At 48.3% G+C, this 22,028-nt stretch carries 18 protein-coding genes and 1 pseudogene; 7 read left to right on the forward strand and 12 right to left on the reverse strand.

Going from position 1 to position 22,028, the window contains the following annotated elements:
- Positions 1 to 85: 85 nt before the first annotated feature.
- The 5 genes and pseudogenes from ACZ5R2_RS17145 to ACZ5R2_RS17165 form a co-directional block, all read right to left on the reverse strand.
- Positions 86 to 1,855 (reverse strand): bifunctional molybdopterin-guanine dinucleotide biosynthesis adaptor protein MobB/molybdopterin molybdotransferase MoeA, encoded by a 1,770-nt coding sequence (locus ACZ5R2_RS17145; protein WP_464903369.1) that lies wholly within the window; start codon positions 1,853 to 1,855, stop codon positions 86 to 88.
- Positions 1,855 to 2,439, reverse strand: a complete 585-nt coding sequence (gene mobA / locus ACZ5R2_RS17150) for a molybdenum cofactor guanylyltransferase MobA (RefSeq protein WP_464903368.1) — start codon at positions 2,437 to 2,439, stop codon at positions 1,855 to 1,857. Before mobA ends, ACZ5R2_RS17145 begins: the two co-directional genes overlap by 1 nt.
- Positions 2,417 to 3,085, reverse strand: a pseudogene (locus ACZ5R2_RS17155) (energy-coupling factor ABC transporter ATP-binding protein); the annotation flags it as partial. The pseudogene ACZ5R2_RS17155 and the gene mobA, both read right to left, overlap by 23 nt.
- Positions 3,086 to 3,142: 57 nt before the next feature.
- Entirely contained in the window at positions 3,143 to 3,841 is a 699-nt protein-coding gene (locus tag ACZ5R2_RS17160) for an ABC transporter permease (RefSeq protein WP_464903367.1), read from the reverse strand.
- 13 nt (positions 3,842 to 3,854) lie between these two features.
- Positions 3,855 to 4,682: an ABC transporter substrate-binding protein gene (locus ACZ5R2_RS17165; RefSeq protein WP_464903366.1), complete on the reverse strand. Its 828-nt coding sequence runs from the start codon at positions 4,680 to 4,682 to the stop codon at positions 3,855 to 3,857.
- Between the two features lie 274 nt (positions 4,683 to 4,956).
- Here ACZ5R2_RS17165 and ACZ5R2_RS17170 point away from each other — a divergent pair, with 274 nt between their 5' ends.
- Positions 4,957 to 6,387: a sigma-54-dependent transcriptional regulator gene (locus ACZ5R2_RS17170; RefSeq protein WP_464903365.1), complete on the forward strand. Its 1,431-nt coding sequence runs from the start codon at positions 4,957 to 4,959 to the stop codon at positions 6,385 to 6,387.
- On the forward strand, positions 6,377 to 8,440 hold the full coding sequence (locus ACZ5R2_RS17175; protein WP_464903364.1) for a sensor histidine kinase: 2,064 nt from the start codon (positions 6,377 to 6,379) through the stop codon (positions 8,438 to 8,440). Before ACZ5R2_RS17170 ends, ACZ5R2_RS17175 begins: the two co-directional genes overlap by 11 nt.
- A gap of 20 nt (positions 8,441 to 8,460) precedes the next feature.
- On the opposite strand, the gene ACZ5R2_RS17180 is transcribed toward ACZ5R2_RS17175, so the two are convergent.
- Positions 8,461 to 9,339 (reverse strand): DMT family transporter, encoded by an 879-nt coding sequence (locus ACZ5R2_RS17180; protein ID WP_464903363.1) that lies wholly within the window; start codon positions 9,337 to 9,339, stop codon positions 8,461 to 8,463.
- Between the two features lie 142 nt (positions 9,340 to 9,481).
- The gene (locus ACZ5R2_RS17185) at positions 9,482 to 10,852 is read right to left on the reverse strand and encodes a sodium-dependent transporter (RefSeq protein ID WP_464903677.1); all 1,371 of its coding nucleotides are present in this window, start codon (positions 10,850 to 10,852) and stop codon (positions 9,482 to 9,484) included.
- 1,264 nt (positions 10,853 to 12,116) lie between these two features.
- Here ACZ5R2_RS17185 and ACZ5R2_RS17190 point away from each other — a divergent pair.
- The 5 genes from ACZ5R2_RS17190 to ACZ5R2_RS17210 all read left to right on the forward strand — a co-directional run bounded on the left by ACZ5R2_RS17190 (position 12,117) and on the right by ACZ5R2_RS17210 (position 17,635).
- Positions 12,117 to 12,857, forward strand: a complete 741-nt coding sequence (locus tag ACZ5R2_RS17190; RefSeq protein WP_438461036.1) for an SDR family oxidoreductase — start codon at positions 12,117 to 12,119, stop codon at positions 12,855 to 12,857.
- A gap of 10 nt (positions 12,858 to 12,867) precedes the next feature.
- Positions 12,868 to 14,073: an acetyl-CoA C-acetyltransferase gene (locus tag ACZ5R2_RS17195; protein WP_464903362.1), complete on the forward strand. Its 1,206-nt coding sequence runs from the start codon at positions 12,868 to 12,870 to the stop codon at positions 14,071 to 14,073.
- A 41-nt stretch (positions 14,074 to 14,114) separates the two neighbouring features.
- Positions 14,115 to 14,462, forward strand: a complete 348-nt coding sequence (locus ACZ5R2_RS17200) for a phasin family protein (RefSeq protein ID WP_464903361.1) — start codon at positions 14,115 to 14,117, stop codon at positions 14,460 to 14,462.
- A 191-nt stretch (positions 14,463 to 14,653) separates the two neighbouring features.
- Positions 14,654 to 16,423, forward strand: coding sequence for a class I poly(R)-hydroxyalkanoic acid synthase (gene phaC / locus ACZ5R2_RS17205; protein ID WP_464903360.1), 1,770 nt, complete (start codon positions 14,654 to 14,656; stop codon positions 16,421 to 16,423).
- 174 nt (positions 16,424 to 16,597) lie between these two features.
- Positions 16,598 to 17,635 carry an IS110 family RNA-guided transposase gene (locus ACZ5R2_RS17210; protein WP_464900814.1) on the forward strand — a complete coding sequence of 346 codons (1,038 nt, stop codon included), beginning with the start codon at positions 16,598 to 16,600 and terminating at the stop codon, positions 17,633 to 17,635.
- Positions 17,636 to 17,922: 287 nt separating this feature from the next.
- Here the strand turns inward: ACZ5R2_RS17210 and ACZ5R2_RS17215 are convergent, their stop codons facing one another.
- From ACZ5R2_RS17215 to ACZ5R2_RS17235, 5 genes are all read right to left on the reverse strand, one after another.
- The gene (locus ACZ5R2_RS17215) at positions 17,923 to 18,057 is read right to left on the reverse strand and encodes a TIGR02808 family protein (RefSeq protein WP_438461040.1); all 135 of its coding nucleotides are present in this window, start codon (positions 18,055 to 18,057) and stop codon (positions 17,923 to 17,925) included.
- Positions 18,058 to 18,068: 11 nt separating this feature from the next.
- Positions 18,069 to 18,647, reverse strand: coding sequence for a NapC/NirT family cytochrome c (locus tag ACZ5R2_RS17220; RefSeq protein WP_438461041.1), 579 nt, complete (start codon positions 18,645 to 18,647; stop codon positions 18,069 to 18,071).
- Between the two features lie 31 nt (positions 18,648 to 18,678).
- Positions 18,679 to 19,134 (reverse strand): nitrate reductase cytochrome c-type subunit, encoded by a 456-nt coding sequence (locus ACZ5R2_RS17225; protein ID WP_438461042.1) that lies wholly within the window; start codon positions 19,132 to 19,134, stop codon positions 18,679 to 18,681.
- A gap of 70 nt (positions 19,135 to 19,204) precedes the next feature.
- Positions 19,205 to 21,694: a periplasmic nitrate reductase subunit alpha gene (gene napA / locus ACZ5R2_RS17230; protein WP_464903359.1), complete on the reverse strand. Its 2,490-nt coding sequence runs from the start codon at positions 21,692 to 21,694 to the stop codon at positions 19,205 to 19,207.
- Entirely contained in the window at positions 21,691 to 22,017 is a 327-nt protein-coding gene (locus ACZ5R2_RS17235; protein WP_464903358.1) for a chaperone NapD, read from the reverse strand. Before ACZ5R2_RS17235 ends, napA begins: the two co-directional genes overlap by 4 nt.
- Positions 22,018 to 22,028 lie beyond the last annotated feature (11 nt).

Below are 22,028 nucleotides of genomic sequence, written 5' to 3' on the forward strand. Positions count from 1 at the left end.
TTTTAGGAGCGAGTACTCTCCACGCGTTGTGAACCACTCGCTCCTCGAAGGGCAACGCCCGTACCCGAACCCCGTACCCTGTCGTTTAGACCCTACCTTGCAGTGGGATGATGGTGACAAACTCGCCGGGTTTGACGCTCTCGACGCTTGGGGCGACTTCGATTAGACAGTTTGCTTCGCTCATTGAGCGTAAAATTCCTGAGCCTTGGGAGCCTGTGGTGTGCACGGTCAATTGGCCTTGATGATTAAGCTGGTAGATTCCGCGGCTAAACTCAGTTCTGCCAAGGCGTGAGCGCAGCGATTCACTTGCAATGGCTGGCACCTTGAGTGGTGTCCAGTCCGCCTGTCCTTGCATATGGCGAATGGCAGGCTCAACGAAGTTAATAAACGATACCATTACCGCGACTGGATTGCCGGGTAGACCGAAAAAGGGTGTGTTATTGATTTTACCAAACGCCAGCGGCCGGCCAGGGCGCATGCTGATACGCCAAAAATCGATCTGTCCCAGGCGCTCAAGAGCGAGTTTAATGTAGTCAGCATCACCAACTGAGACACCGCCAGAGGTCAGTACCATATCGGCACTCTGGGCCGCTCCCTCAAGGGCTTGCACCATCAGCGCTTCATCATCAGCGATGATCCCAAGGTCAATCACCTCACAGCCCAGCGCTTGTAATAGGCCGATTAAGGTAAAGCGATTTGAATCATAGATGGTATTGGGTTGCAGCTCGGTGCCCGGTGCCTGAACCTCATCGCCAGTTGAAAAAATGGCCACCTTCAATTGTCGATGGACTTGGCACTGGTCAAGGCCTAGCGAGGCCAGCATACCCATTTCTGCAGACTCGATTCGAGTGCCAGCTGAGAACACTTGAGCGCCCTGTGCTAGGTCTTCGCCGGCTTGGCGAACATTTTGCCCTGCTTTTATCTTGGCGTTAAAACGCACCTGCTCATCGTGCGTTTGTGCTTGCTCACGCATGACCACGGTATCCGCGCCTTGTGGTATCGGTGCACCGGTCATGATCTTGACTGCCTCACCGGTTTTCAGGGGGAGATCATGGCTATAGCCAGCCATTACCTCAGCGACTACTCGATAGCTCTCTTGCTCAAGGTCATCGCCGCGGATAGCAAAGCCATCCATTGCTGAATTGGTGTATTGGGGAACGTCAATCGGCGAGTGGACGGTTTGGCTCAGTACTCGACCGTAGCTTTGCTTAATGTTAATCGCCTCATCATCAGGGATCACGTCAATGGCGTCGAGGATTTTCTTGCGTCCCTCAGCCACTGAGAGAAAGGCAGGAGAGAGTGCATCACAGCTAACCACTTTTGACGACTTGTTTTGTGAGGTGTTGTTTATGTAGTTTTGGACAAACTGACCGATCGCATCAAGGTCGTTGATATCGAGTTGTGGCAGGGTCGAATCAACCTTGCTATCGACAGCAATCGCGATAATGTTGCTATCGCTTGGATGCAGCCAGGGTTTGCCGAGGGCTTCACGATGTAGCTCAATCTTGGCAAAATCGACCTGTTTGAAGCCTTCAACCAAAATGACATCGATTTTTTGCTGGTCAAAGCGACTCAGCAGATAGTCAAACTGGGCCTCACATTCCGGCGTCTCGGTCATTAAGGCATGCCGATTACGCGAAGCCACGAGCATCTGTGTTGCCCCTGCTTTGCGCAGGCGATAGCTGTCTTTACCCGGTTTGTCGACATCAAACTCGTGGTGCGCGTGCTTGAGAATACCAATGCGCAGCCCTGCTTGGGTCAATTTGGGCAACAGCGCCTCGAGTAAAGTGGTTTTCCCGGTGCCCGAATAAGCGGCAAACCCCAATATTGGTAAGTTAGGTCTCTGTGTTGTCATTATTTTAGGATTCCAAATTGCGCCAACTCTTGTGGCGTGTTGAGGTTAACGAAGCAGTTAGGTGAGTCGCTAAAATCGACCATTTTGGTTTGACACTCTTGGTAGAGTAGGATGATTTTTCGATCGCCACGCTCTAGAAAGGCCGTCAGTTTTGGCAGAACGCGGCGGTGAAACATGGTAAAGACTGGCTGTTGGTGCTGACCATCATGCGCGACTAAGATGTCGCTATCTGGCTCGGCGGCTTGGCAAAAGCGCGCAACGATATCGCGATTAATATCGGGGCTGTCACAAGGAACAAAGCCAACCCAGTCGGTCTCAGTGTTTGATAAACCGGCGTGAATACCGCCCAAGGGGCCCGGATAGTCGGGGAAGTGATCGCCGACCACCGGAGCAAGCGCTGCATAGCGCTGTTGATTGCGGTTGGCGTTGATGATGATCCGCTCAGTTTGTGGTTTGAGGCGTTCGATAACAAAGTGAATTAAGGGCTTACCATTAAGCTCAATCAGTCCCTTGTCCGTCCCGCCCATGCGGCTGGCCTGGCCGCCAGCGAGTATTACCCAGCTAGTTTCCCTTGGCTGAAGCATATGTATGGTCCCTTTTTGATTGCTTGACGACTTGTAGTAACGGTGACTCAAGTAAGGTCGTGTCCTTTATCCACCATTGCTTGCTGCACAACGCGGTGAGGGCATTAGTCTGGTGACTGGTGATCACCAGGCTTGACCCTCGTTGTAGCAGATCTTGCGCCATGCTGACTAAGCGGTCGATTGAGTCCTTATCTAGTGACGCACTGGGTTCATCCATTAGCAAGATAGACGGTTTGAGTATCCAGGCTCGTGCCATTGCTACGCGCTGCTTTTCCCCTCCTGACAGCACCGAGATATGCTCATCGGCTAGGGTTTCTAAACCCACCAGGCGTAGCGCATGGATCACCTGAGCGCGCTTGTTGTGTGAGGGCATCGCGTGGAAGCGGATACCGTACACCACATTTTGATAGACACTGCCATCAAATAAGTATGGGGACTGGTGAAGGTAGATGATATCCTGAGTACCTGGGCGGCGGCGTAGACACTGATACCAACGGGTATCGTTGCCGTTGATGGTGCCGGTGGTTGGCTTTTGTAGCCCGGATAAGATCTTAAGCAGGGTTGTCTTGCCAACGCCGTTAGCACCTCTTAAATAGACCGCTTCATTGGGGCCAATGGAAAGCTCGGGAATATGGAACAAAACACGCTCTTTAAAGCGCATCTCGAGTTGCTGTGCAGTTATTTTTATCGTCATACAGCATCCTTAAGTGCGAAGATAGCCGCGCCCACTCATGCTTGAGAGCAGAAAATTGAGGATTAAGGCGAGCGAGAGTAAAACAATGCCCAAAGCCACCCCTTGAGCAAAGGCGCCTTTGTGGCTCTCCATCGCGATTGCGGTGGGGATATTACGGGTTGAGCCCATGATATTACCCCCGACCATCATCGAGCAACCCACTTCTGTGACGATGCGAGAGAATGCCGCAATCGCAGCGGCAAGCAGCGGGAACCGGTGCTCCCAAACCATAGTGGTTGCAATGCGCATCGGAGACGCGCCTAGGGTTCTTGCTGTTTCAATTGCTCGTCGATCACTTGATTGTAGCGCGCCATACATCATTGATACCAGCACGGGAAAACAGATCAGCATCTGACCTAGTATCATTGCCTTTTGAGTAAACAGCATTTGCCAGTCACCCAAGGGGCCAGCACGTGAAAGCATCATGTAAAGCAGCAAGCCGATCACCACAGTAGGGATCGACTGCATGGTGTTCACTATGGACAGTAAAAACCACTTACCCCAAAAGTTGGTATAAGCCAGCACGAACGACAAAAGGATGGCTGGAATGATGACCAATAAGATTGCAGACAGAGAAACGCTAAACGAAACCGCAACAATCTCCCACAGCGGTTGGTCAAAACGGACCAACAGCGCCAGCGCGTCGAGTGTGGTTTGCCAAATATCCATGATCTAATACTAACTACTTTTCTTCTGTTACCGCCGCGTTCGCCGTAAACAGCTGCTGGCCGTTAAGCTGGAATGAGTTGATTAATTGTTGACCTCTATCATTGACCAACCAGTCGCTAAAGGCTTTGGCTCCCACATGGTTCAAATCTGGGTAGCGTTGTGGGTTGACCAAAATAACTTGATAGGGATTAAACAACAGTTTATCACCTTCTAGCACGATAGCTAGGTCAAGGTTGTTGTGATATGCCAGCCAAGTGCCCCGATCGGTTAGAGTATAGGCTTGCATCTCGGATGACATATTGAGGGTGGGTCCCATTCCCTGACCAACGGAGCGATAGGCAGAGAACTTTGGGGTTACACCGGCAATTGACCAAAGAGTCAGCTCTTTTTTGTGTGTGCCGGAGTCATCACCACGTGAGACAAATAGCTCGTTACGCTCGGCTATCTGAGCAAAGGCTGTGGTGACTTGCTCAACCTTTTGTAGCTGTGCGGGATCGGCTTTGGGGCCAACGACAACAAAGTCATTGTACATTAGCGCTTTCGGCTCAATGCCATAACCCGCTTCCACGAATGCCTGCTCGGCTTGAGGCGCATGGGTCATCAATATATCGACGTCACCATTTTCACCCATTTTCAGTGCTTTGCCAGTCCCAGCCGCAATGACATCAACATGATAGCCAGTCTCTCTTTCGAATTCTGGTAGCAGATAATCGAGTAGCCCTGAATGATAGGTGCTAGTGGTGGTGGCAAGACGAACGCGTGGCAGCTCATCAGCGAAAGAGCTCGGGGCTGTGATGAAAACGAGTGAGGTGATCACCAGCGAGAAAAGTCTTCTCTTCATTGAAACGTCCTTTTTCCTTGTGTTTTGAGTTGTGGGGAGAAAGTTAAACGATCAGCCGATATTGTCAGTCTTACAATGTCTTTGACTAACAGTTAGAACATGATGATTTGTATGACAATTACTCTATTCTACCCAGGAATCCAAACAACTCAAATTTAAAACCTAATCCCAACTAAACTTTGAAGTGGGACAAAATGTCAAAGCAGGCATTTAGTTAGCGGGCATTTCGCTGATACACTTTGTCTCATGAGTTAGAAAATACAGCATGGAAGTTATGCCACAAACATTTACGGTTGACTCTAACCCATCTCACAAGTTCGAAGCTTTTTCGGTTTTGGTGGTGGATGACGAGCAAGGAATGCAGGCCATTTTACGCAAAGCGTTAGGAAAATGGTTCTCTAAGGTTGATACCGCCTCTAGCGTAGAACAGGCTGAAGAGCTCCGTTGTGAAAATCACTACGACCTTATCATCCTAGATATCAATCTACCTGGCCGCTCAGGTATTGAGTGGGAAGAGGCGTTCAATGATGAAGGAAAGCGTGCCGATGTGATCTTTATGACGGGGTATGCGGACTTAGAGACGGCAATCTCAGCGCTAAAGTTAGGGGCAAGTGACTTTATCCTTAAGCCTTTTAATCTCAGTCAAATGCTCCAAGCAGTGCAACGGTGTATGGATAAGCGGCTTGAAGAGCGCTATCAATACGCGTTAAAACGTGACCTTGAGCGGCGGGTTACTTCCGATATTATTGGCCAATCGACGACAACTCAAGAGCTGAAGCAGCGGATCAGTCAATTTGCTCCCTCACGTGCTTCGGTGCTGATCGAAGGAGAATCTGGTGTCGGTAAAGAGCTAGTGGCGCGAGGCATCCATGCAGCCAGCGAGCGCGCTGGCCCGTTTGTTCCGATTAACTGCGGTGCAATCGCCCCAGAGCTGCTTGAGAGTGAGCTGTTTGGGCATACCTCAGGCGCCTTTACTGGGGCCAAGAAAAGCCGTGAGGGACTTTTTCGTGTCGCTAATAACGGCACGCTATTTCTCGATGAAATAGGCGAAATGCCACTTAACATGCAGACTGCGTTGCTTAGGGTGCTCGAGCAGCGCAGCATTCGACCGGTAGGTGGGGAAAAAGAGATAGGAGTGGATGTGCGCATTGTCGCCGCAACCAATCGCGATCTCAAACAGCGTGTTGAGCAAGGCGAGTTTCGCTCCGATCTCTATTACAGGCTCAATGTGCTAAAGATAGATGTCGCCCCACTGCGCGAACGTAAGCAAGATCTGGACGAACTTGTGCCTTACTTTGTTAAGCGATTAGCCAGTGAGCTTGGCATTCGAGAGCCCAATTGGGCACATGAGGATAGGATTGCATTGCATACCTATCATTGGCCTGGCAACGTACGAGAGTTGAAGAATATTATCGAGCGCTGCCTTCTGCTGTCGATGCCTCCAGCTCACCATTGGAACGGTGGTATGCAGCCGAGAAAAATCGCTGAGAGCAGCGTTTGTGAGCAACATTCAGAGTCAGAGATCAGTGGGGTAGGTGGCTATCCTAACCAGTGGAGTCTCAAACAGGTGGAGCGGGCGCATATTGAGCAGTTGGTTGCTTATCATGCGGGGAACAAGTCGGCCGCTGCCCGTTCCCTTGGTGTGGCGCGAAAAACCCTAGAGAGAAAATTCAAAGAGTGGAATTTGGACCAGTATGACGACTAAGTTACCCGAGCCAAATCGTCAAAACCCAATAGCTAGCTGGCTCAGCAAGTGGCGTTTTCACTTCAAAACCATGGTGCGCTATCGGTTGCTGGTGCTGACCTCTGCGCCAATTCTTCTTACCTTGATAGCTCTGATTGGCATCACGATCTATTGGTCGATTCACTACACGTGGAATAGCGCACTCACCGATGTCTCTGAGCGGTTGGGCGCGGCGAGACAAAGTCTTCAGGTCCTGCAAAATGCGCAGAGTCAGCGCTTGGATGCATTTAACCACTCCTATGCGTTTCAAACCAAGCTTCGTGAGTTTAAATCCCAGCAGCAGCTGACAAAATGGGTGACTGAGCAAGAGCGTGACTATCCGCTTGATTACCTGCGTTACTATCCCGCATTAAATAGTACTGGGTTGCACGCTCAGGTCGAACCGCATGATGAGGGGGCTTTTTTTGACCTACTCTCAAGTGAGCAACTGACAGCCATCGACCCTCAGCTTGCACTTAAGGCCAAGGTAAAATCGATAGATGGCGAGGTCATTGAAACACGTGGCCTGGTCAGTCGTGTTGTGCAGGCAGTATACAGGCCGGGTAGCACTGAAGTGATTGGCGTACTTGAGGCGGGTTTGCTGCTGAACAACAGCACCCAATTGGTCGATCAACTGCGCACTGTGCTTTATCCGCTGCAGTCTGAGCAGGGGCGCCCACTGGGTACATTGACCCTGTTTCTTGAGGATCTTCGGGTTAGCACCAATGTGCCTTTGGATAGTGAGCGTCAAGTAGGGCGAGCGATTGGTACTGAGGTATCTGAGCAGGTCAAGCAAGCGGTGCTGATCAATGGCGAAACCTGGGTTGATCGGGCGTTTGTCTATGATGCGTGGTATATCAGTGCCTACCAACCTATTTTCGATCAAGATCGCCAAGTGGTCGGGATGCTCTATACCGGTTATCTGTTGTGGCCTTTTGTCAAAACCTATTTCACAACTCTGGTTGAGATAGGTCTTATCACTCTATTGTTACTGCTAGGGTCTGGCTTTTTAGTTTACCGTGGCTCACGCGATCTATTTCGTCCTATCGAGCGCATCCATCGCGTTGTTAAACTTGTTCAATTAGGCAAAATCAAACGCATTGGTGAGCTGGGGTTAGACCCTCGTCACGAACTGGCACAATTAGCTAAACAGTTCGACAACATGCTTGATTTGCTTGAAAAGCGCCAGGCACAGATCGAGGCTGCGGCGCAGGGTTTAGAAGAGAAGGTCACGCAGCGCACCGCAAGTCTCAAAGAAAAAACCGAGCAGCTAGAATTCCATATTGCCCTGCTTAACCAAACTCGTGACAAGCTGGTGACCAGTGAAAAACTTGCCGCGCTTGGCGGACTAACAGCAGGGATCGCCCATGAGATCAATAATCCGACCGCGGTGATCCTTGGCAATGTAGAGTTGATCAAATTTGAGCTAGGTGAAGATGCCAAGCAGGTAGATGAAGAGATCTCGGCGATCATGCTGCAAATTGATAGGATCCGCAATATCACCAAGAGTCTGCTGCAGTATAGTCGCCAAGGGGGCATTCAAGATGAGATCACCTGGCAGTACGTCAACCCAATCATTGATGAGAGTATCACCTTGGTCAAGGCAGGGGCTAAACGCAAAGATATCGTATTTGTGCGCCAATTGAACGCACAGGCATCGGTGGAGGTGAATCGCCACCAGTTGCTACAGGTGCTGGTTAACTTGCAGGTCAATGCGATTCATGCAATGCAAGGCAAGGGGCAATTGATGATTCGTAGCCGAGATTGGCAGGAGCGGGGGCAAATACTCGGTGCGATAATAGATATCGAGGATCAAGGCTGCGGGATCAAACCGGAGCAACTCAAGCGCATTTTCGATCCGTTTTACACTACTAAACGTGAGGGAACCGGGCTGGGCTTATCGGTTTCACAGAGTATTTTAAGCCAGACAGGGGGGGAGATCCGCGTTAGCTCAGAATTTGGCGTAGGAAGCTGTTTTAGCGTCTATTTGCCAAAGAAGACCGGTGCGGAGCTCGCGGTAAACTTGCTTGAGTAAGCTAAATATGATGTGTATCTCTAGCGCATCTTGAGTAGCTGGCGTGGATTAAACCCTGTCACCATCATGGTTCCGGACAAGATCAAAATAGTACCGGCAATGGTGTTAAACCCAATCGGTTCATCGAGAAATAGATAGCCCCATAAGATGCCGAAGATCGGGATCAAAAAGGTCACTGACAGTGCTGAAGCCGGCCCCTCATCACTGACCAAGCGGAAAAACAGCAGATATGCATAACCTGTGCAGACGATGCCAAGCAGGATCACAGAGGTCCACTCGATTGGACTTGGCGCCTCACGCATTGGTATAAACAGCAGTAGCGGCAGCATCCAAAAAGTTGCGGCCCACATGCTGCCATGAGCATTACTGAATGACTCAACTGCCGGGGCCTTCTTGGTGTAGTTGGTGGCAAGGCCATAGCTAAAGGCAGCCATGACGCCGGCCACAATCGGGATAATTGACTCCGAACCAATCCGAGCACCATCAACCCCCACCAAAATGGCCACTCCGCTGATACCAAGCAGTAAGCCAATCATACCTTGCTTGTGTATTTTTGTCCCAAACCAGAAAAAGGCGATGATCGCCCCCCAAATGGCGGCGGTTGAGTTGAGAATAGACAATGTCGAGGCATTAAGTGTCTGTGCTGCATAGGCAAACAGAGTGAACGGCAGTGCGGTATTTAATAGTCCCAGGGTAAAAAAGTGTCTGCGATGTTGCTTAAAGGCCAGTTGCTTTTTCAAGTAGCGTGCGGCAATGATCAGAAACAGTAGGCCAAAGCCAACCCGGAATTCGATGAGAAATGCTGGACCAAATGTATTGGCCGCAATGCGTGTAAACAAAAACGAGCCACCCCAAATAGCCGCTAGTAACACCAACCTCAAAAAGCTATTGATTGACATGATAATTCCAACACTCTGATTTGAAAGATGAAATATACCCAAATTCACTTTAAATGTCATTGAGTGAAATGGACTGGGTTGAAACAAAAAAAGCACGCCAGTCCTCTGGCGTGCTTTTGGGTTCAAGACTGTGCTAGTCGAATTACAGCTTCTTAGAGAACAGCGCTGCAATCGCGATGATCACCAAACCGATGATCATGATAGCGCCCTTACCACCATCGAAGCCGCTCATTACACCTGCAAACGCCACGATAGCAATCGCAACAGGGATAACGAACTTAACTAGGTTGTACCACAGACCGAATAGTGGGAATGATACCTCACCGTCGTTAGTGATCTCTTTCTCTAGGTCTTCACGGTTTAGTCTCCAGCCCGCGAAGATACAGATAAACATACCGCCAACGGCTAGGAAGATCTTATCAGTCAGTAGGTCGAAGATGTCGAACGCACCGGTGTCGAATAGTGTTGGACCCACACCACCGAGTGATAGTGACGCGAACACACATAGGAACGCCATTACCGCTGACGCTGATACTACCGCTGTTGAGCGTTTTAGGCCCTTCTCATCGATAAGGTAAGAAACCACAACCTCAAGTAGAGACACTGAAGAGGTCAGTGCAGCGACACTTAGGCCAACGAAGAACAGTAGCGCAAGTAGTAGACCAACGATGCCGCCCATTTCAGCAAAGAGCTGAGGGACAACCACGAAGACTAGACCTGGGCCTGCAGCTGGCTCCATACCAAAGGCGAACATCGCTGGGAACATTGCAACACCAGCTAGAATAGCGACACCCGTATCCATCGCAGTGACCATGGCAGTGTTTTGAACCAGGTTTTCTTTCTTCTTCAAGTAAGAGCCGTAAGTGATCATCGCACCCATACCAAGGCTGAGTGAGAAGAACGCTTGGCCAAGCGCCGCTAGAACAACGTTGCTGTCAACTTTCGAGAAGTCAGGGTTGAATAGGAATTTCAGACCTTCACTTGAGCCTGGTAGTGTCAGACCTTTAACCGAAACGATGATCAATACGAAGAACAGCAGCGGCATCAGAACCTTACCTGCTTTCTCGATACCGCCAGAAATACCACGGATAACGATCAGGATGTTCAAGAATAGGTAAGCTGCCATCCACATTAGTGGCTGGATTGGGTTTGAGATAAAGCCACCAAAGCTATCACCAATTGCTTCTGGTGTACTTAGTAGACCGGTCGCGATCTTATACACGTAAGCAATGGCCCAGCCACCAACGACTGGGTAGAAACCCATGATCAATAGGCCACTAAGCACACCCATGATACCGACGAAACTCCAACGACGGTCAGTTGACTTAAATGCGCCCACAGCCGAAAGACCCGTTTTACGACCGATCGCGAACTCAGTCAGCATCACGCTGAAACCGATGACGATTACGAAGAATAGATAGATGGCAACAAATGCACCACCACCGCTTTCGCCGGCGGTGTAAGGAAACTTCCAGATGTTACCAAGACCAACAGCTGATCCTGCTGCTGCCATAATAAAGCCTAATCGTGAGCCCCAGGCGTCACGTGGCTTTGCGTTTGTATTGTTCACCACTAGTTCTCCAAAATTTAGTGTTCTTGCAATCAAAGAGCGCCTAAAAATAGTGTGTAATTTTGTGTACACAGCAAGAAAAAGAGTTATTAGCGCTTCTTATTGACTAAGTAAACCAGCTTGTGGCCTGTCAATAAACCTTTTTTTGACCTTTTTCGCACTTTTCTTTGTTTTTTGCTGCCAACTGCGTTTTTTTTATACATAAAAAGTGCTTTTTAACGCATTTTTTACTTTTTAATTGAGAAAAGTACACACAGAGAGGTCGGTGCTGGTCGATATAACTTTTACTATTTTTAATTCGACATATTTACTTACACCTCTAGAGAGTAGGGTAAGTGGAGTCTAAAAAATAGACTGTTTTGACGTTGTTATCAGCCTCTGGAAGTTCCATAGCATCAAATTCTGCAACAAAGACTAGCGATAAAGCCCGAGAGGAAATGCTAGAAGTCATCGAGATAAATGGCACTTTAGTGGCTTTATATGCCAAAAATTATCAATAAATTGGGTATATATACCAAATATAATCCATATAGCCATTTCTTATACTAATTGGTGATTGCTATGTAAATTATACTACTGAAACAATAAGTAACTTCACCTGTTACCACTAAAGTTGTACATATATATGTACACTTTTATTGACCTTTACGGTTTTATCTGCAGATCGAAATCTAGGGCTCACCCTCCTCCCTCAGTTCAGCGTGGTGAATTTGGACCACAACTATTTAAATTCAACACCTAAGCATGAATATTCCGTTAGTTTCATTTTTGTATAACTTTTGCACAGCAAAAAGTGTGAATATCAGCGGAATTTAGCTATGCATTCGCACCAATTACTTATTCTGAATAACGTAAATGCAACATTAAGCTGAGTAATTACTTTATAATTGTTAATATTATTATAAAAAATAACTTGATTTTTTTATGAAATATACTAAACAATATTAGTAGAGCAATGACTAGAAAAATCAAAGACTTATAATGATAAATATCATTGGTCTTACCTTCTATGGTAGGTCTAAAAGTGTTTTGACTTGTAAATCGAATTGTATTCTAATTGTAACATTGCTTGAGTAACTTTAATTTGTAGTTTGTTTTTGGTTTTTTGAAAGTGTGCTTGAATGATTATCCATCGGTTAGGTTGTACTTTGGACTACCAAGGAGTTGGGCAAGCACACACTTTGCTGTGTAGAAATGGAGTTCAATTATGACGAAAATCGCTTTGATCACCGGATCAAAAGGGGGTATCGGCTCGGCTATTTCAACCAAGTTGGTTGAGGATGGCTTCCGAGTTATCGCTGCATACTTTACGGGTAATCACGAATGTGCCCTTGAGTGGTTCAATGAGCGAGGCTTTACCGAGGAGCAGGTGCGCTTGTTCGAGCTTGACGTAACAAATACTCAAGAGTGTTCCGAGCGTCTGGCTAAGCTTCTCGAAGAAGAAGGTACGATTGACGTCATCGTAAACAACGCAGGTATTACTCGTGATGGTCAATTCAAGAAGATGACGGCAGATGCTTGGTTCTCAGTTATTGAAACCAACCTAAACAGCTGTTTCAACGTCACCCAACCTCTATTCGCAGCGATGTGTGAAAAAGGTGGGGGGCGTGTGGTTAACATCTCGTCTGTGAATGGCCTCAAAGGTCAGTTCGGTCAAACTAACTATTCTGCAGCGAAAGCGGGCATGATTGGTTTCACTAAAGCATTGGCATTCGAGGGTGCTCGCTCTGGCGTAACGGCAAACGTTGTCGCACCAGGCTACACTGGTACACCAATGGTTGAGCAAATGAAACCTGAAGTACTAGATGCAATCAAATCAACGATTCCTATGCAGCGCCTAGCGACTCCTGAAGAGATCGCTGAGTCTGTAAGCTTCTTAGTCAGTGACGCTGGTGCCTATATCACAGGGGAAACACTCTCTGTGAACGGCGGCTTGTACATGAACTAAGGAGACAGTAATGGAAAAGGTATTTGTAGTTGCGGCAAAACGTACGCCGTTAGGTAGCTTCTGTGGTTCTCTCAAAGATCAATCAGCAGGCAAATTAGGTGCAGTAGCGATTAAAGGTGCGCTGGAGGCATCGGGTCTGGCTGGCGATCAGGTTGATGAAGTCATCGTTGGTAACGTCGTGGGTGCAGGTCAGGGAATGAGTGTTGGCCGTCAGGCGGCAGTGTTCGCTGGTGTACCTGAGAGTGTTCCTGCTTACACGCTTAACATGGTGTGTGGTAGTGGTATGAAAACGGTTATGGATGCGGTATCTCACATCCGTGCTGGTGATGCCCGAGTTGTTATCGCTGCTGGCGTTGAAGTCATGTCGCAAATTCCTTTTGCACTTCCTGGTTCAATTCGCACTGGCGCAAGAATGGGTGATGTATCGGCCAAGGATCTGCTAGTGAGCGATGGTCTAACCGATGTCTTCAACCAGTACCACATGGGTGTGACTGCTGAAAACGTTGCAAAGAAATACGCGTTAACTCGTGAGCAGCAAGACAGCTATGCGTTGGCGAGCCAACAAAAAGCAGTTGCAGCAATCGAAGCGGGCAAATTCACTGATGAGATTGTACCGGTCGAGGTGAAGCAGCGTCGCGAAACCGTGGTCTTCGATACTGATGAGTATCCAAAAGCGAACGCTACGCTTGAAGGCTTGGCGAAACTGCGTCCGGCATTTGATCGCGAAGGCACGGTGACTGCAGGTAATGCATCCGGTATCAATGATGGTGCGAGTGCCATTATCCTTGCCTCTGAGAGTGCGGTTGCCGAGTACGGTTTGACACCTCTTTGTGAAGTTGCCTCTTACGCACAATCTGGTCTTGATCCAAAAATTATGGGTCTCGGTCCGGTTGAGTCTGTGACCAAGGCATTAGCAAAAGCTGAGCTGTCTATTGATGGCGTTGATGTTTTCGAACTCAATGAAGCATTTGCAGCACAAGCACTTGGCGTTATTCACGGTCTCGCTGAAGAGCACAAAGTCTCTGTTGACAGTATCAAAGATAAAGCGAATTTCAATGGCGGCGCAATTGCGCTTGGCCACCCGCTTGGTGCATCGGGTAACCGCATCTTGGTTACTTTGATCCACGAGCTCAAAAAACAGAACGGTCAATTTGGCGTGGCTTCTCTCTGCGTAGGCGGTGGAATGGGCACGGCTGTGATTGTAAAAGCAGTGTAGTAAAAAACGGATAAATCAAAACCTCGTAAAGGAGAATTACCATGTATACAGATCTATTTAAGACTTTCACAGATCAAACTGAAAAAACGCTAGAACCTTACTTCAAGTTCAATCAGCTAATGACTAAGAACGTTGAAGTAGTGACTGAGCTTCAGCTAAATGCCGTACGTGCATACAGCGATCTGGGTCTAGAGCAAATGAAAGCTGCGGCAAACGTGAAAGACGTTGCTTCTTTGACTGCATTCAGCAGCCAACAGATTACAACGCTAACTAAGTTCTCTCAGCAGCTAATGGATGACAGCGCTAAGCTACAATCTATCGCGAAAGAATTTAAAGAAGACGTAGAAAAACTAACTTCTGAAAATCTTAAGACAGTAACGCCTGCTTAAGTTGTTCATCCTGTGCCGCCGTCCAGGCAGTGCTGGTTGTATTGACCATTAAGTTGCTTTCAGTTTATGAAAGCAGAGAGTGGGGGCAACCCCACTCTGAATCGTTTACAACGAAAGGTTAATGAGGTCACACAATCTATTGCATATGACTGTTTTGAGGCGGACTTTTATCCGAACATAGGAGTTATAACATGTTTCCACATCTCCTTTCGGACTACCTTGTGAAGCTTCAAGAAACCAATCAGCAGTGGTGGGAAGACTTTGAACAAAACAAGGCAGCCGTACAATCACCGCTAAATAAAGCGCTGCAACAAGTGAACTTCGAGGACTCGACTAAGCTCTTCGAACAAGCGGTTAATCAGCCAGCGTCAATGCTTCAGCTTCAGTCAGAGTGGTGGGAACAACAACTGCAGATTTGGCAAAATGTTGTTCTAGGGAATGGAACTGAAGTAGTCCAAGCTGAGAGAGGCGACAAGCGTTTCTCAGATCCTTCATGGCAAAATGAAGCCATGTTTAATTTCATCAAACAGTCGTATCTACTGTTTAGCAAAACGTACCTTGATACCATCGAGTCGATTGAAGGCTTAGATGATAAATCAAAAGAGCGTATTGCCTTTTTCTCACGCCAAGCGATCAACGCGCTATCACCTTCGAACTTCATTGCAACCAACCCAGAGCTGCTTAAGCTTACACTGGAATCAAATGGTGAAAATCTGATTTCTGGTATGAATCAGTTGCAAGAAGATCTCGAGTCCAGTGCTGACGTGTTGAAAGTACGCATGACCAACAACAACGCATTCCGTGTTGGTGAGGATGTTGCGGTTACAGCAGGCGATGTGGTATTCAAAAATGAGTTGTTCGAACTGATCCAATACCGTCCGTTAACTGAGCAGGTTAACTCGACGCCGTTGCTGATCGTTCCTCCTTTCATCAACAAATACTACATTCTTGACTTAACAGCACGTAACTCTTTGGTTAAGTGGTTGCTTGAGCAAGGGCATAGTGTGTTCTTGATGTCATGGCGCAACCCGGGTAAAGAGCAAGCTCAGGTTGAGTTTGGCGATTATGTCACGGACGGTGTTGCCAAAGCAGTGACTGCAATTGAAGACATTACTGGTCAAGAGCAGATCAATGCCGCGGGTTACTGTATCGGTGGTACCGTATTGGCAACGACGATTGCGTACTACGCTGCTAAGCGGATGAAAAAACGCATTAAGTCAGCGACATTCTTCACTACCTTGCTTGACTTCTCACAACCTGGTGAAGTGGGTGCGTATATCAATGATCCCGTTGTCACGGCCGTTGAGGCACAAAACAACGCAAGAGGATACATGGATGGCCGCTCGATCAGTGTGACCTTCAGTTTGTTACGTGAGAACAGCTTGTACTGGAATTACTACGTTGATAACTACCTCAAAGGTGGCGCCCCAGTCGACTTCGATTTGTTGTACTGGAACAGCGACAGTACCAATGTTTCTGCTGCTACGCACAACTTCTTGTTGCGCGAACTCTACCTTGAGAACAAGCTGGTGAAAGACAAGGGTGTGAAGGTTGGTGGAGTGTGGATCGATCTGAATAAGATTAAGATTCCGACTTACTTCATTTCGACTAAGGATGACCACATTGCGCTATGGCAAGGGACTTACCGTGGTGCACTAAACACCGGTGGTAATAAGACCTTCGTCCTAGGTGAATCAGGTCACATCGCAGGTATCGTCAACCATCCAGCGAAGAACAAATACGGTTTCTACGTTAATGACAACCTCGATGATTCTGCCGATGAATGGCTTGGTAATGCCGACCGTAAAGAGGGGTCATGGTGGCCTCACTGGGATAACTGGCTGAAGCAATTCAACGCAGAAGAGAAAGTCGCTCCATTCAAAGTGGGCTCAGAGAACTTCCCAGTTCTAGGCAATGCACCTGGCGATTACGTCAAGCAAACCCTACCTATTGTTGAATAATGCGGTTCAATCTACCTGTAGTGAAAAAGTGGCGCGAGCCACTTTTTTTTACGCCTAAGAATAGGTGCGAGGTACGGGTTACACTTCGTTCCGAGGAGATAATTGGACTCCCCCAACCCCGAAAGGTTGACTAACATTTGAGTTGTAAAGCCTAAATGTTAAAAGGAGTCCAATATGAAACGTATAGTATCTGGTGTTGATTTAGCAAAGAGTGAAATCCAAGTTTGTGTTACGCAACACAGCAAAGTGCGTTCCAATAAGGCAATGACACCTCAGGATTTTAACCACTGGCTTATAACGTCTAAACCGATGACCATCGTTTTCGAAGCGTGTGGCACCTCTAACTACTGGAAGCAACAAGCTATAGCGTGCGGGCATGATGCCAGACTCATTTCAGCTAAGCTGGTTGCCAGTATTCGACAAAACCAAAAGACCGATAAGAATGATGCATTAGCTATCGTTCAGGCTTCGCAAGTTACTGATATTCAGTTTATTAATGGCAAATCTAAAGAGCAACAAGAGAAGCAAAGCCTTATTCGCCTACGAGACCTTGCAGTGAAACACAAGGTCGCCAGTCTCAATCAACTCTCTTCTCTATTACTCGAGTTCAATATCCGTATTTCGCCGAGTAAAGGGGGAATAAACGGTGTTGTTGCATCGGCTCTAGAAGATGCAGAGAATGGTTTTTCTAGTGAATTTAGGGTGGCACTTAATACGGCCTGGCAACAGTATTTAACCCATGTTGAAAACGTCGACCAATATGATAGCTGTATAGAAAAAGCTGCACATAGGCAGAAGGAATGCAAAAAGCTTATGGCGATAGAGGGTGTAGGCCCTTTGAATGCGATTAATCTATATATTTCTCTTGGTTGTGGCGAGATGGGGTTTTTCAAAACAGGGCGTGATGCAGCAGCTTGTATTGGCTTGACCCCAATACAGCACTCTTCTGGTGGTAAGACCAAACTGGGCTCCATAGGTAAGTATGTCAAAAATAAAATGGTTAGGAGCTACTTGGTGAGTGGAGCGATGTCGGTGATAAATCAAGTAATGCGCCGCGAAGCCAGAACCAAAAAAGAACAATGGATCCAACAGTTGGTTGAGCGACGAGGAAAGCGCTGTGCTGCTGTGGCTTTAGCAAATAAAACAGTCAGAACAGCGTTCTCTATGCTAACCAAAAATACCGAATACAAAGCCGAGCCTTTAGAGGCTTAAAGCGTTAAACAACAGTAATGCTCAATAAAAGATGAAAATCAGCTCGTAGAGTCAGTATCTCGCTAGGAGCATTAAGCTCGCCGAGGAGAGTTGACCACGAGTTCGCGTAAATATCACAGAGCCAGAGATAGCTTCTCAATCAGAGCTCGTACATAAGCACGCATTTATTCTTTATTTGTTAATTACTGCTGTTGACAAGGGGGAGTCCACATAAGCGAGTAGTGAGCCGCGCGCTTTGTGAAATACTCGTATCTCGAAGGGCAGCGCCCGTACTCGCACCTCGAACCTTAAATTTCCTTATCCTTCCCTAGTGATAGTACCCATAGTGAAACGGCTGCTACGCCGACAAAGCCAGCTAGGATAATAAATGGCATCGCACTGTAGCCTAGGATATGCCAGATAACGGATTCAAGTGTACTCAAAGTTTGTCTCCTTATTGCCAGCCTTCAACCCCTTCCATATCTGGAAGACGGTGAGAGATGCCTTTGTGGCAGTCAACACAGGTTTTTTCACCTGAGGCCAGTGCGGTAGAGTGCTGTGAGGCACCGCGACTGCCTTGCTCAGAAAAGTCCATAAAGTCAAACTCATGGCAGTTACGGCACTCCAATGAGTCATTCTTTTGTAGGCGAGCCCATTCCCGCTCAGCTAGGTAACCGCGACGAGCTTGGAACTTCTCTGGTGTATCGATGGTCTTTAGCACAAAGTGGGCATACAGCTCTTTCGAAGCTTGAACCTTACGCACGATCTTGTCTGTCCACTCATGGGGTACATGACAGTCGGAGCAGATTGCGCGCACACCTGAGCGGTTAGAGTAGTGAATGGTCTCTTGGATCTCTGCCACTATAGGGGCATGGCAACCAGAACAAAACTCCTCGGTATTGGTTGCTTCCATGCCTGTATTGAATGCGCCCCAGAACAGAAGACCGCCAGCAAAACCAAGGAACAACACGACACCTGCTGCCGCCTTACTTGGGCTTGCCAGCCTCTTCCAAAACGCTTTAAGTATTTTCATAATTTGCCTCTCTCGTTGTCGCTAGTCACGACTAACGTAGTGATTCCACTCGCTCGAAATCGTTGTCGACCAAAGGTTTGGCTTGAACCTGAGGTACATGACACTGCAAACAGAAATAGCGACGAGGTGACATATCTGCGAGCACCGCCTCTTGGCGATTCACGTAGTGGGTCACACTGATCTTGGTGGCGCCCATCGCTGGCGCATTTTTCCAGCTATGGCAAGACAGACATTTGTTTGCATTGAGTGAAACTTCATAGTTACGAATAGTATGAGGAACCAGTGGTGGCTGAAACACATAGTCACTCTCAAGTGCTTGCTCCTTTGGATAGTCCTTGAAACCGTCAGCCGGACGTGTTTCTTCAAGTCGCGTGTCGCCACGCAATGAGCTGAGACCACCGACACCGCCAGGGTTGTCCAATTCGGCATAGGCAATGCCAGTCGCCGCAGCACAAACAGAAAATAGTGCGATAATGAATTTTTTCATTGTTCTATCTCCACCCGAAGGCTTATATAGTCGGCGAGCTACCAGAGCGTAGCCGCCGAGCAGGGATGCACTAGGCTACTTTTGTCACTTTCACCGGACACTTCTTGTAGTCGGTTTGTTTTGACAATGGGTCAGTAGCATCAAGGATCAACTTGTTGATCAGAATGCGTGCATCAAAGAATGGGACAAATACTAAGCCTTGTGGCGGACGATTTCGTCCCCGTGTTTCAACTCGGACCCGAACCTCACCGCGTGGGTTGGAGATCACCACCTCATCACCGCGCCGTAAATCCCTCGCTTTAGCATCGTCTGGGTGCATGTAGCAGACAGCATCCGCAACAGCGCGATACAATTCAGGTACACGACGGGTCATGGTACCGGTATGCCAGTGCTCTAATACACGACCAGTACATAGCCACATATCGAACTCACCATTGGGCTCTTCCGGTGGTGCCTCGTAAGGCGCCGAGATAATGCGTGCCTTACCATCTTCATGACCATAGAAATCCCAGCCAGAGCCCTCTTTAGCATAAGGGTCATAGCCCTCTTTGAAGCGCCACAAGGTCTCTTCACCATCGACGACTGGCCAGCGCAAACCACGCACTTGGTGGTAGATCTCGTAGTCGGCCAAGTCGTGGGCTTTACCACGGCCAAACTGCGCATACTCTTCGAAGATACCTTTTTGCACGTAGTATCCAAAGTGGTGGGCGTCGTCATTAAGCTCACGGGCTTGCTCTATCGGGAATGCATCGATCTGACCATTAGCGAATAGCATGTCATACATGGTTTTGTCGCGATACTCTGGTGCCTTAGCGAGCAACTCTTCTGGCCATACCTCCTCCATTTTAAAGCGCTTTGAGAACTCCATCATCTGCCATAGGTCCGACTTGGCTTCACCCACAGTTTCTACTTGTTGATACCAGGCTTGCGTACGGCGTTCTGCATTACCATAGGCGCCTTCTTTCTCTATCCACATTGCGGTTGGCAATATCAAATCGGCCGCTTGAGCAGTGGCGGTTGGGTAAGCATCCGATACAACAATGAAGTTTTCCGGATTACGATAGCCCGGAAGTCGTTCAGTGTTGATATTTGGTCCAGCCTGCATGTTGTTATTACACTGCACCCAGTAGGCATTGAGCTGGCCATCTTTGAGCATTCGGTCTTGCAGTACCGCATGGAAGCCCGGTTTGGGTGGAATAGTGCCTTCAGGGAGCTTCCAGATCTTCTCGGCTTTCTCTCGGTGTTTAGGATTGGCGACCACCATATCGGCGGGAAGGCGATGCGCAAAGGTCCCGACCTCACGAGCCGTACCACAGGCAGAAGGCTGACCTGTGAGTGAGAACGGGCTGTTACCTGGAGTAGAGATCTTACCGGTGAGCAGGTGGATATTGTAAATCAGGCTATTCATCCATACCCCTCGGGTATGCTGATTCACCCCCATAGTCCATAGTGACATCACCTTGGTATCTGGGTCGGCATATTGCTTGGCGAGTTCAACAAGTTTTTCTTTTTCTACCCCAGAGATCTCATGGGCGCGCTCGAGCGTATACGGTGCTACAGACTCTTTATACTCCTCAAAGGAGATCATGCTGATATCACCCGAATTAGGATTCGCCGCCGCCTTTTGCAGAGGATCATCATCGCGAAGTCCATAGCCAATATCAGTGGTCGCCTGGGTGAAGTTGGTGTGCTTGTTGACAAAATCCCAATTCACCGCATCGGTTTCAATGATGTAGTTGGCAATGTAGTTAGCAATAGCCAAATCTGATTGGGGTTTAAAGATATAGCCTGTATCAGCCAACTCAAAGGAGCGATGATAATAAGTGGAGAGTACATTGACACGCACATGAGGGTAACTCAGGCGTCGATCGGTGATGCGAGTCCATAAAACGGGGTGCATCTCAGCCATGTTTGAGCCCCAGAGAACAAAAGCGTCGGCGTGCTCGAAATCATCGTAACAGCCCATCGGCTCGTCGATGCCAAATGAACGCATGAAGCCTACCACGGCGGATGCCATACAGTGTCGAGCGTTGGGGTCGATGTTATTGGAGCGAAAGCCAGCCTTCATCAGCTTGGAGGCGGCATAACCTTCCATTACGGTCCACTGGCCCGAGCCAAACATGCCTACACTAGTAGGCCCTTTGTCGGCAAGCGCCGCCTTCCACTTCTCTGCCATGGTATCGAGGGCCATATCCCATGACACCTCAGTAAACTCGCCGTCTTTGTCATATTTACCGTCCTTCATGCGTAACAAAGGTTTGGTCAAACGGTCGGTGCCGTACATAATCTTGGAGAGAAAGTAGCCTTTTACACAGTTTAACCCTTTGTTAACTGGAGACTCAGGGTCGCCCTGAGTCGCGACCACCTTGCCATTTTGTGTGCCTACCAGAACCGAGCAGCCGGTACCACAAAAGCGGCAGGGTGCCTTGTCCCAAGTGATTTTAGTTTGCTCGGTGCTGGCAATCAGGTTGGTCGCACTTGCCGGCAGGGTTATGCCGGCAACGGCGGCGGCTGATGCAGCTGCGTTTGCCTTAACAAACGCACGTCGTGTCATTTTCATGCTTCACCCTCGATTTGGGAATGCTCGATTCCAGTGTCTTTCTTCAGCTGTTCTGCTCTGTCAGTGTCAATTTGGCCATCGGCGTCGATTTGGTGATAGACCAACACCGTACTCAGTACATTGGGTAGATGACTAATGGTGTCGATGGTCTCGGTGATAAAACCTTGGCTGTCGGTTTCTAGCACCACCACGATTTTGCCAGCAGGGCTGTCACCGTAGACCTCAGCACCATCAAGTTCTTCAATCTGTGCCTTGACAACGGCCAAGTGGAGTGGCTCACAATGCACGACAAGGCTGGAGATATGAACTTCATTCAATTGCATGGATTCATCCA

The sequence above is a fragment of the Vibrio sabulosilitoris genome (genome assembly GCF_055391395.1).

Excerpts from the sequence above, each read along its gene's own strand:
- ACZ5R2_RS17195 (WP_464903362.1), top strand. The coding sequence starts at position 12,868 with ATGGAAAAGGTATTTGTAGTTGCGGCAAAACGTACGCCGTTAGGTAGC.
- ACZ5R2_RS17235 (WP_464903358.1), bottom strand. The coding sequence starts at position 22,017 with ATGCAATTGAATGAAGTTCATATCTCCAGCCTTGTCGTGCATTGTGAG.
- napA (WP_464903359.1), bottom strand. The coding sequence starts at position 21,694 with ATGAAAATGACACGACGTGCGTTTGTTAAGGCAAACGCAGCTGCATCA.
- ACZ5R2_RS17185 (WP_464903677.1), bottom strand. The coding sequence starts at position 10,852 with ATGGCAGCAGCAGGATCAGCTGTTGGTCTTGGTAACATCTGGAAGTTT.
- ACZ5R2_RS17220 (WP_438461041.1), bottom strand. The coding sequence starts at position 18,647 with ATGAAAATACTTAAAGCGTTTTGGAAGAGGCTGGCAAGCCCAAGTAAG.
- ACZ5R2_RS17200 (WP_464903361.1), top strand. The coding sequence starts at position 14,115 with ATGTATACAGATCTATTTAAGACTTTCACAGATCAAACTGAAAAAACG.
- mobA (WP_464903368.1), bottom strand. The coding sequence starts at position 2,439 with ATGCTTCAGCCAAGGGAAACTAGCTGGGTAATACTCGCTGGCGGCCAG.
- ACZ5R2_RS17165 (WP_464903366.1), bottom strand. The coding sequence starts at position 4,682 with ATGAAGAGAAGACTTTTCTCGCTGGTGATCACCTCACTCGTTTTCATC.
- ACZ5R2_RS17160 (WP_464903367.1), bottom strand. The coding sequence starts at position 3,841 with ATGGATATTTGGCAAACCACACTCGACGCGCTGGCGCTGTTGGTCCGT.
- phaC (WP_464903360.1), top strand. The coding sequence starts at position 14,654 with ATGTTTCCACATCTCCTTTCGGACTACCTTGTGAAGCTTCAAGAAACC.
- ACZ5R2_RS17145 (WP_464903369.1), bottom strand. The coding sequence starts at position 1,855 with ATGACAACACAGAGACCTAACTTACCAATATTGGGGTTTGCCGCTTAT.
- ACZ5R2_RS17180 (WP_464903363.1), bottom strand. The coding sequence starts at position 9,339 with ATGTCAATCAATAGCTTTTTGAGGTTGGTGTTACTAGCGGCTATTTGG.
- ACZ5R2_RS17175 (WP_464903364.1), top strand. The coding sequence starts at position 6,377 with ATGACGACTAAGTTACCCGAGCCAAATCGTCAAAACCCAATAGCTAGC.
- ACZ5R2_RS17170 (WP_464903365.1), top strand. The coding sequence starts at position 4,957 with ATGCCACAAACATTTACGGTTGACTCTAACCCATCTCACAAGTTCGAA.
- ACZ5R2_RS17225 (WP_438461042.1), bottom strand. The coding sequence starts at position 19,134 with ATGAAAAAATTCATTATCGCACTATTTTCTGTTTGTGCTGCGGCGACT.
- ACZ5R2_RS17210 (WP_464900814.1), top strand. The coding sequence starts at position 16,598 with ATGAAACGTATAGTATCTGGTGTTGATTTAGCAAAGAGTGAAATCCAA.
- ACZ5R2_RS17190 (WP_438461036.1), top strand. The coding sequence starts at position 12,117 with ATGACGAAAATCGCTTTGATCACCGGATCAAAAGGGGGTATCGGCTCG.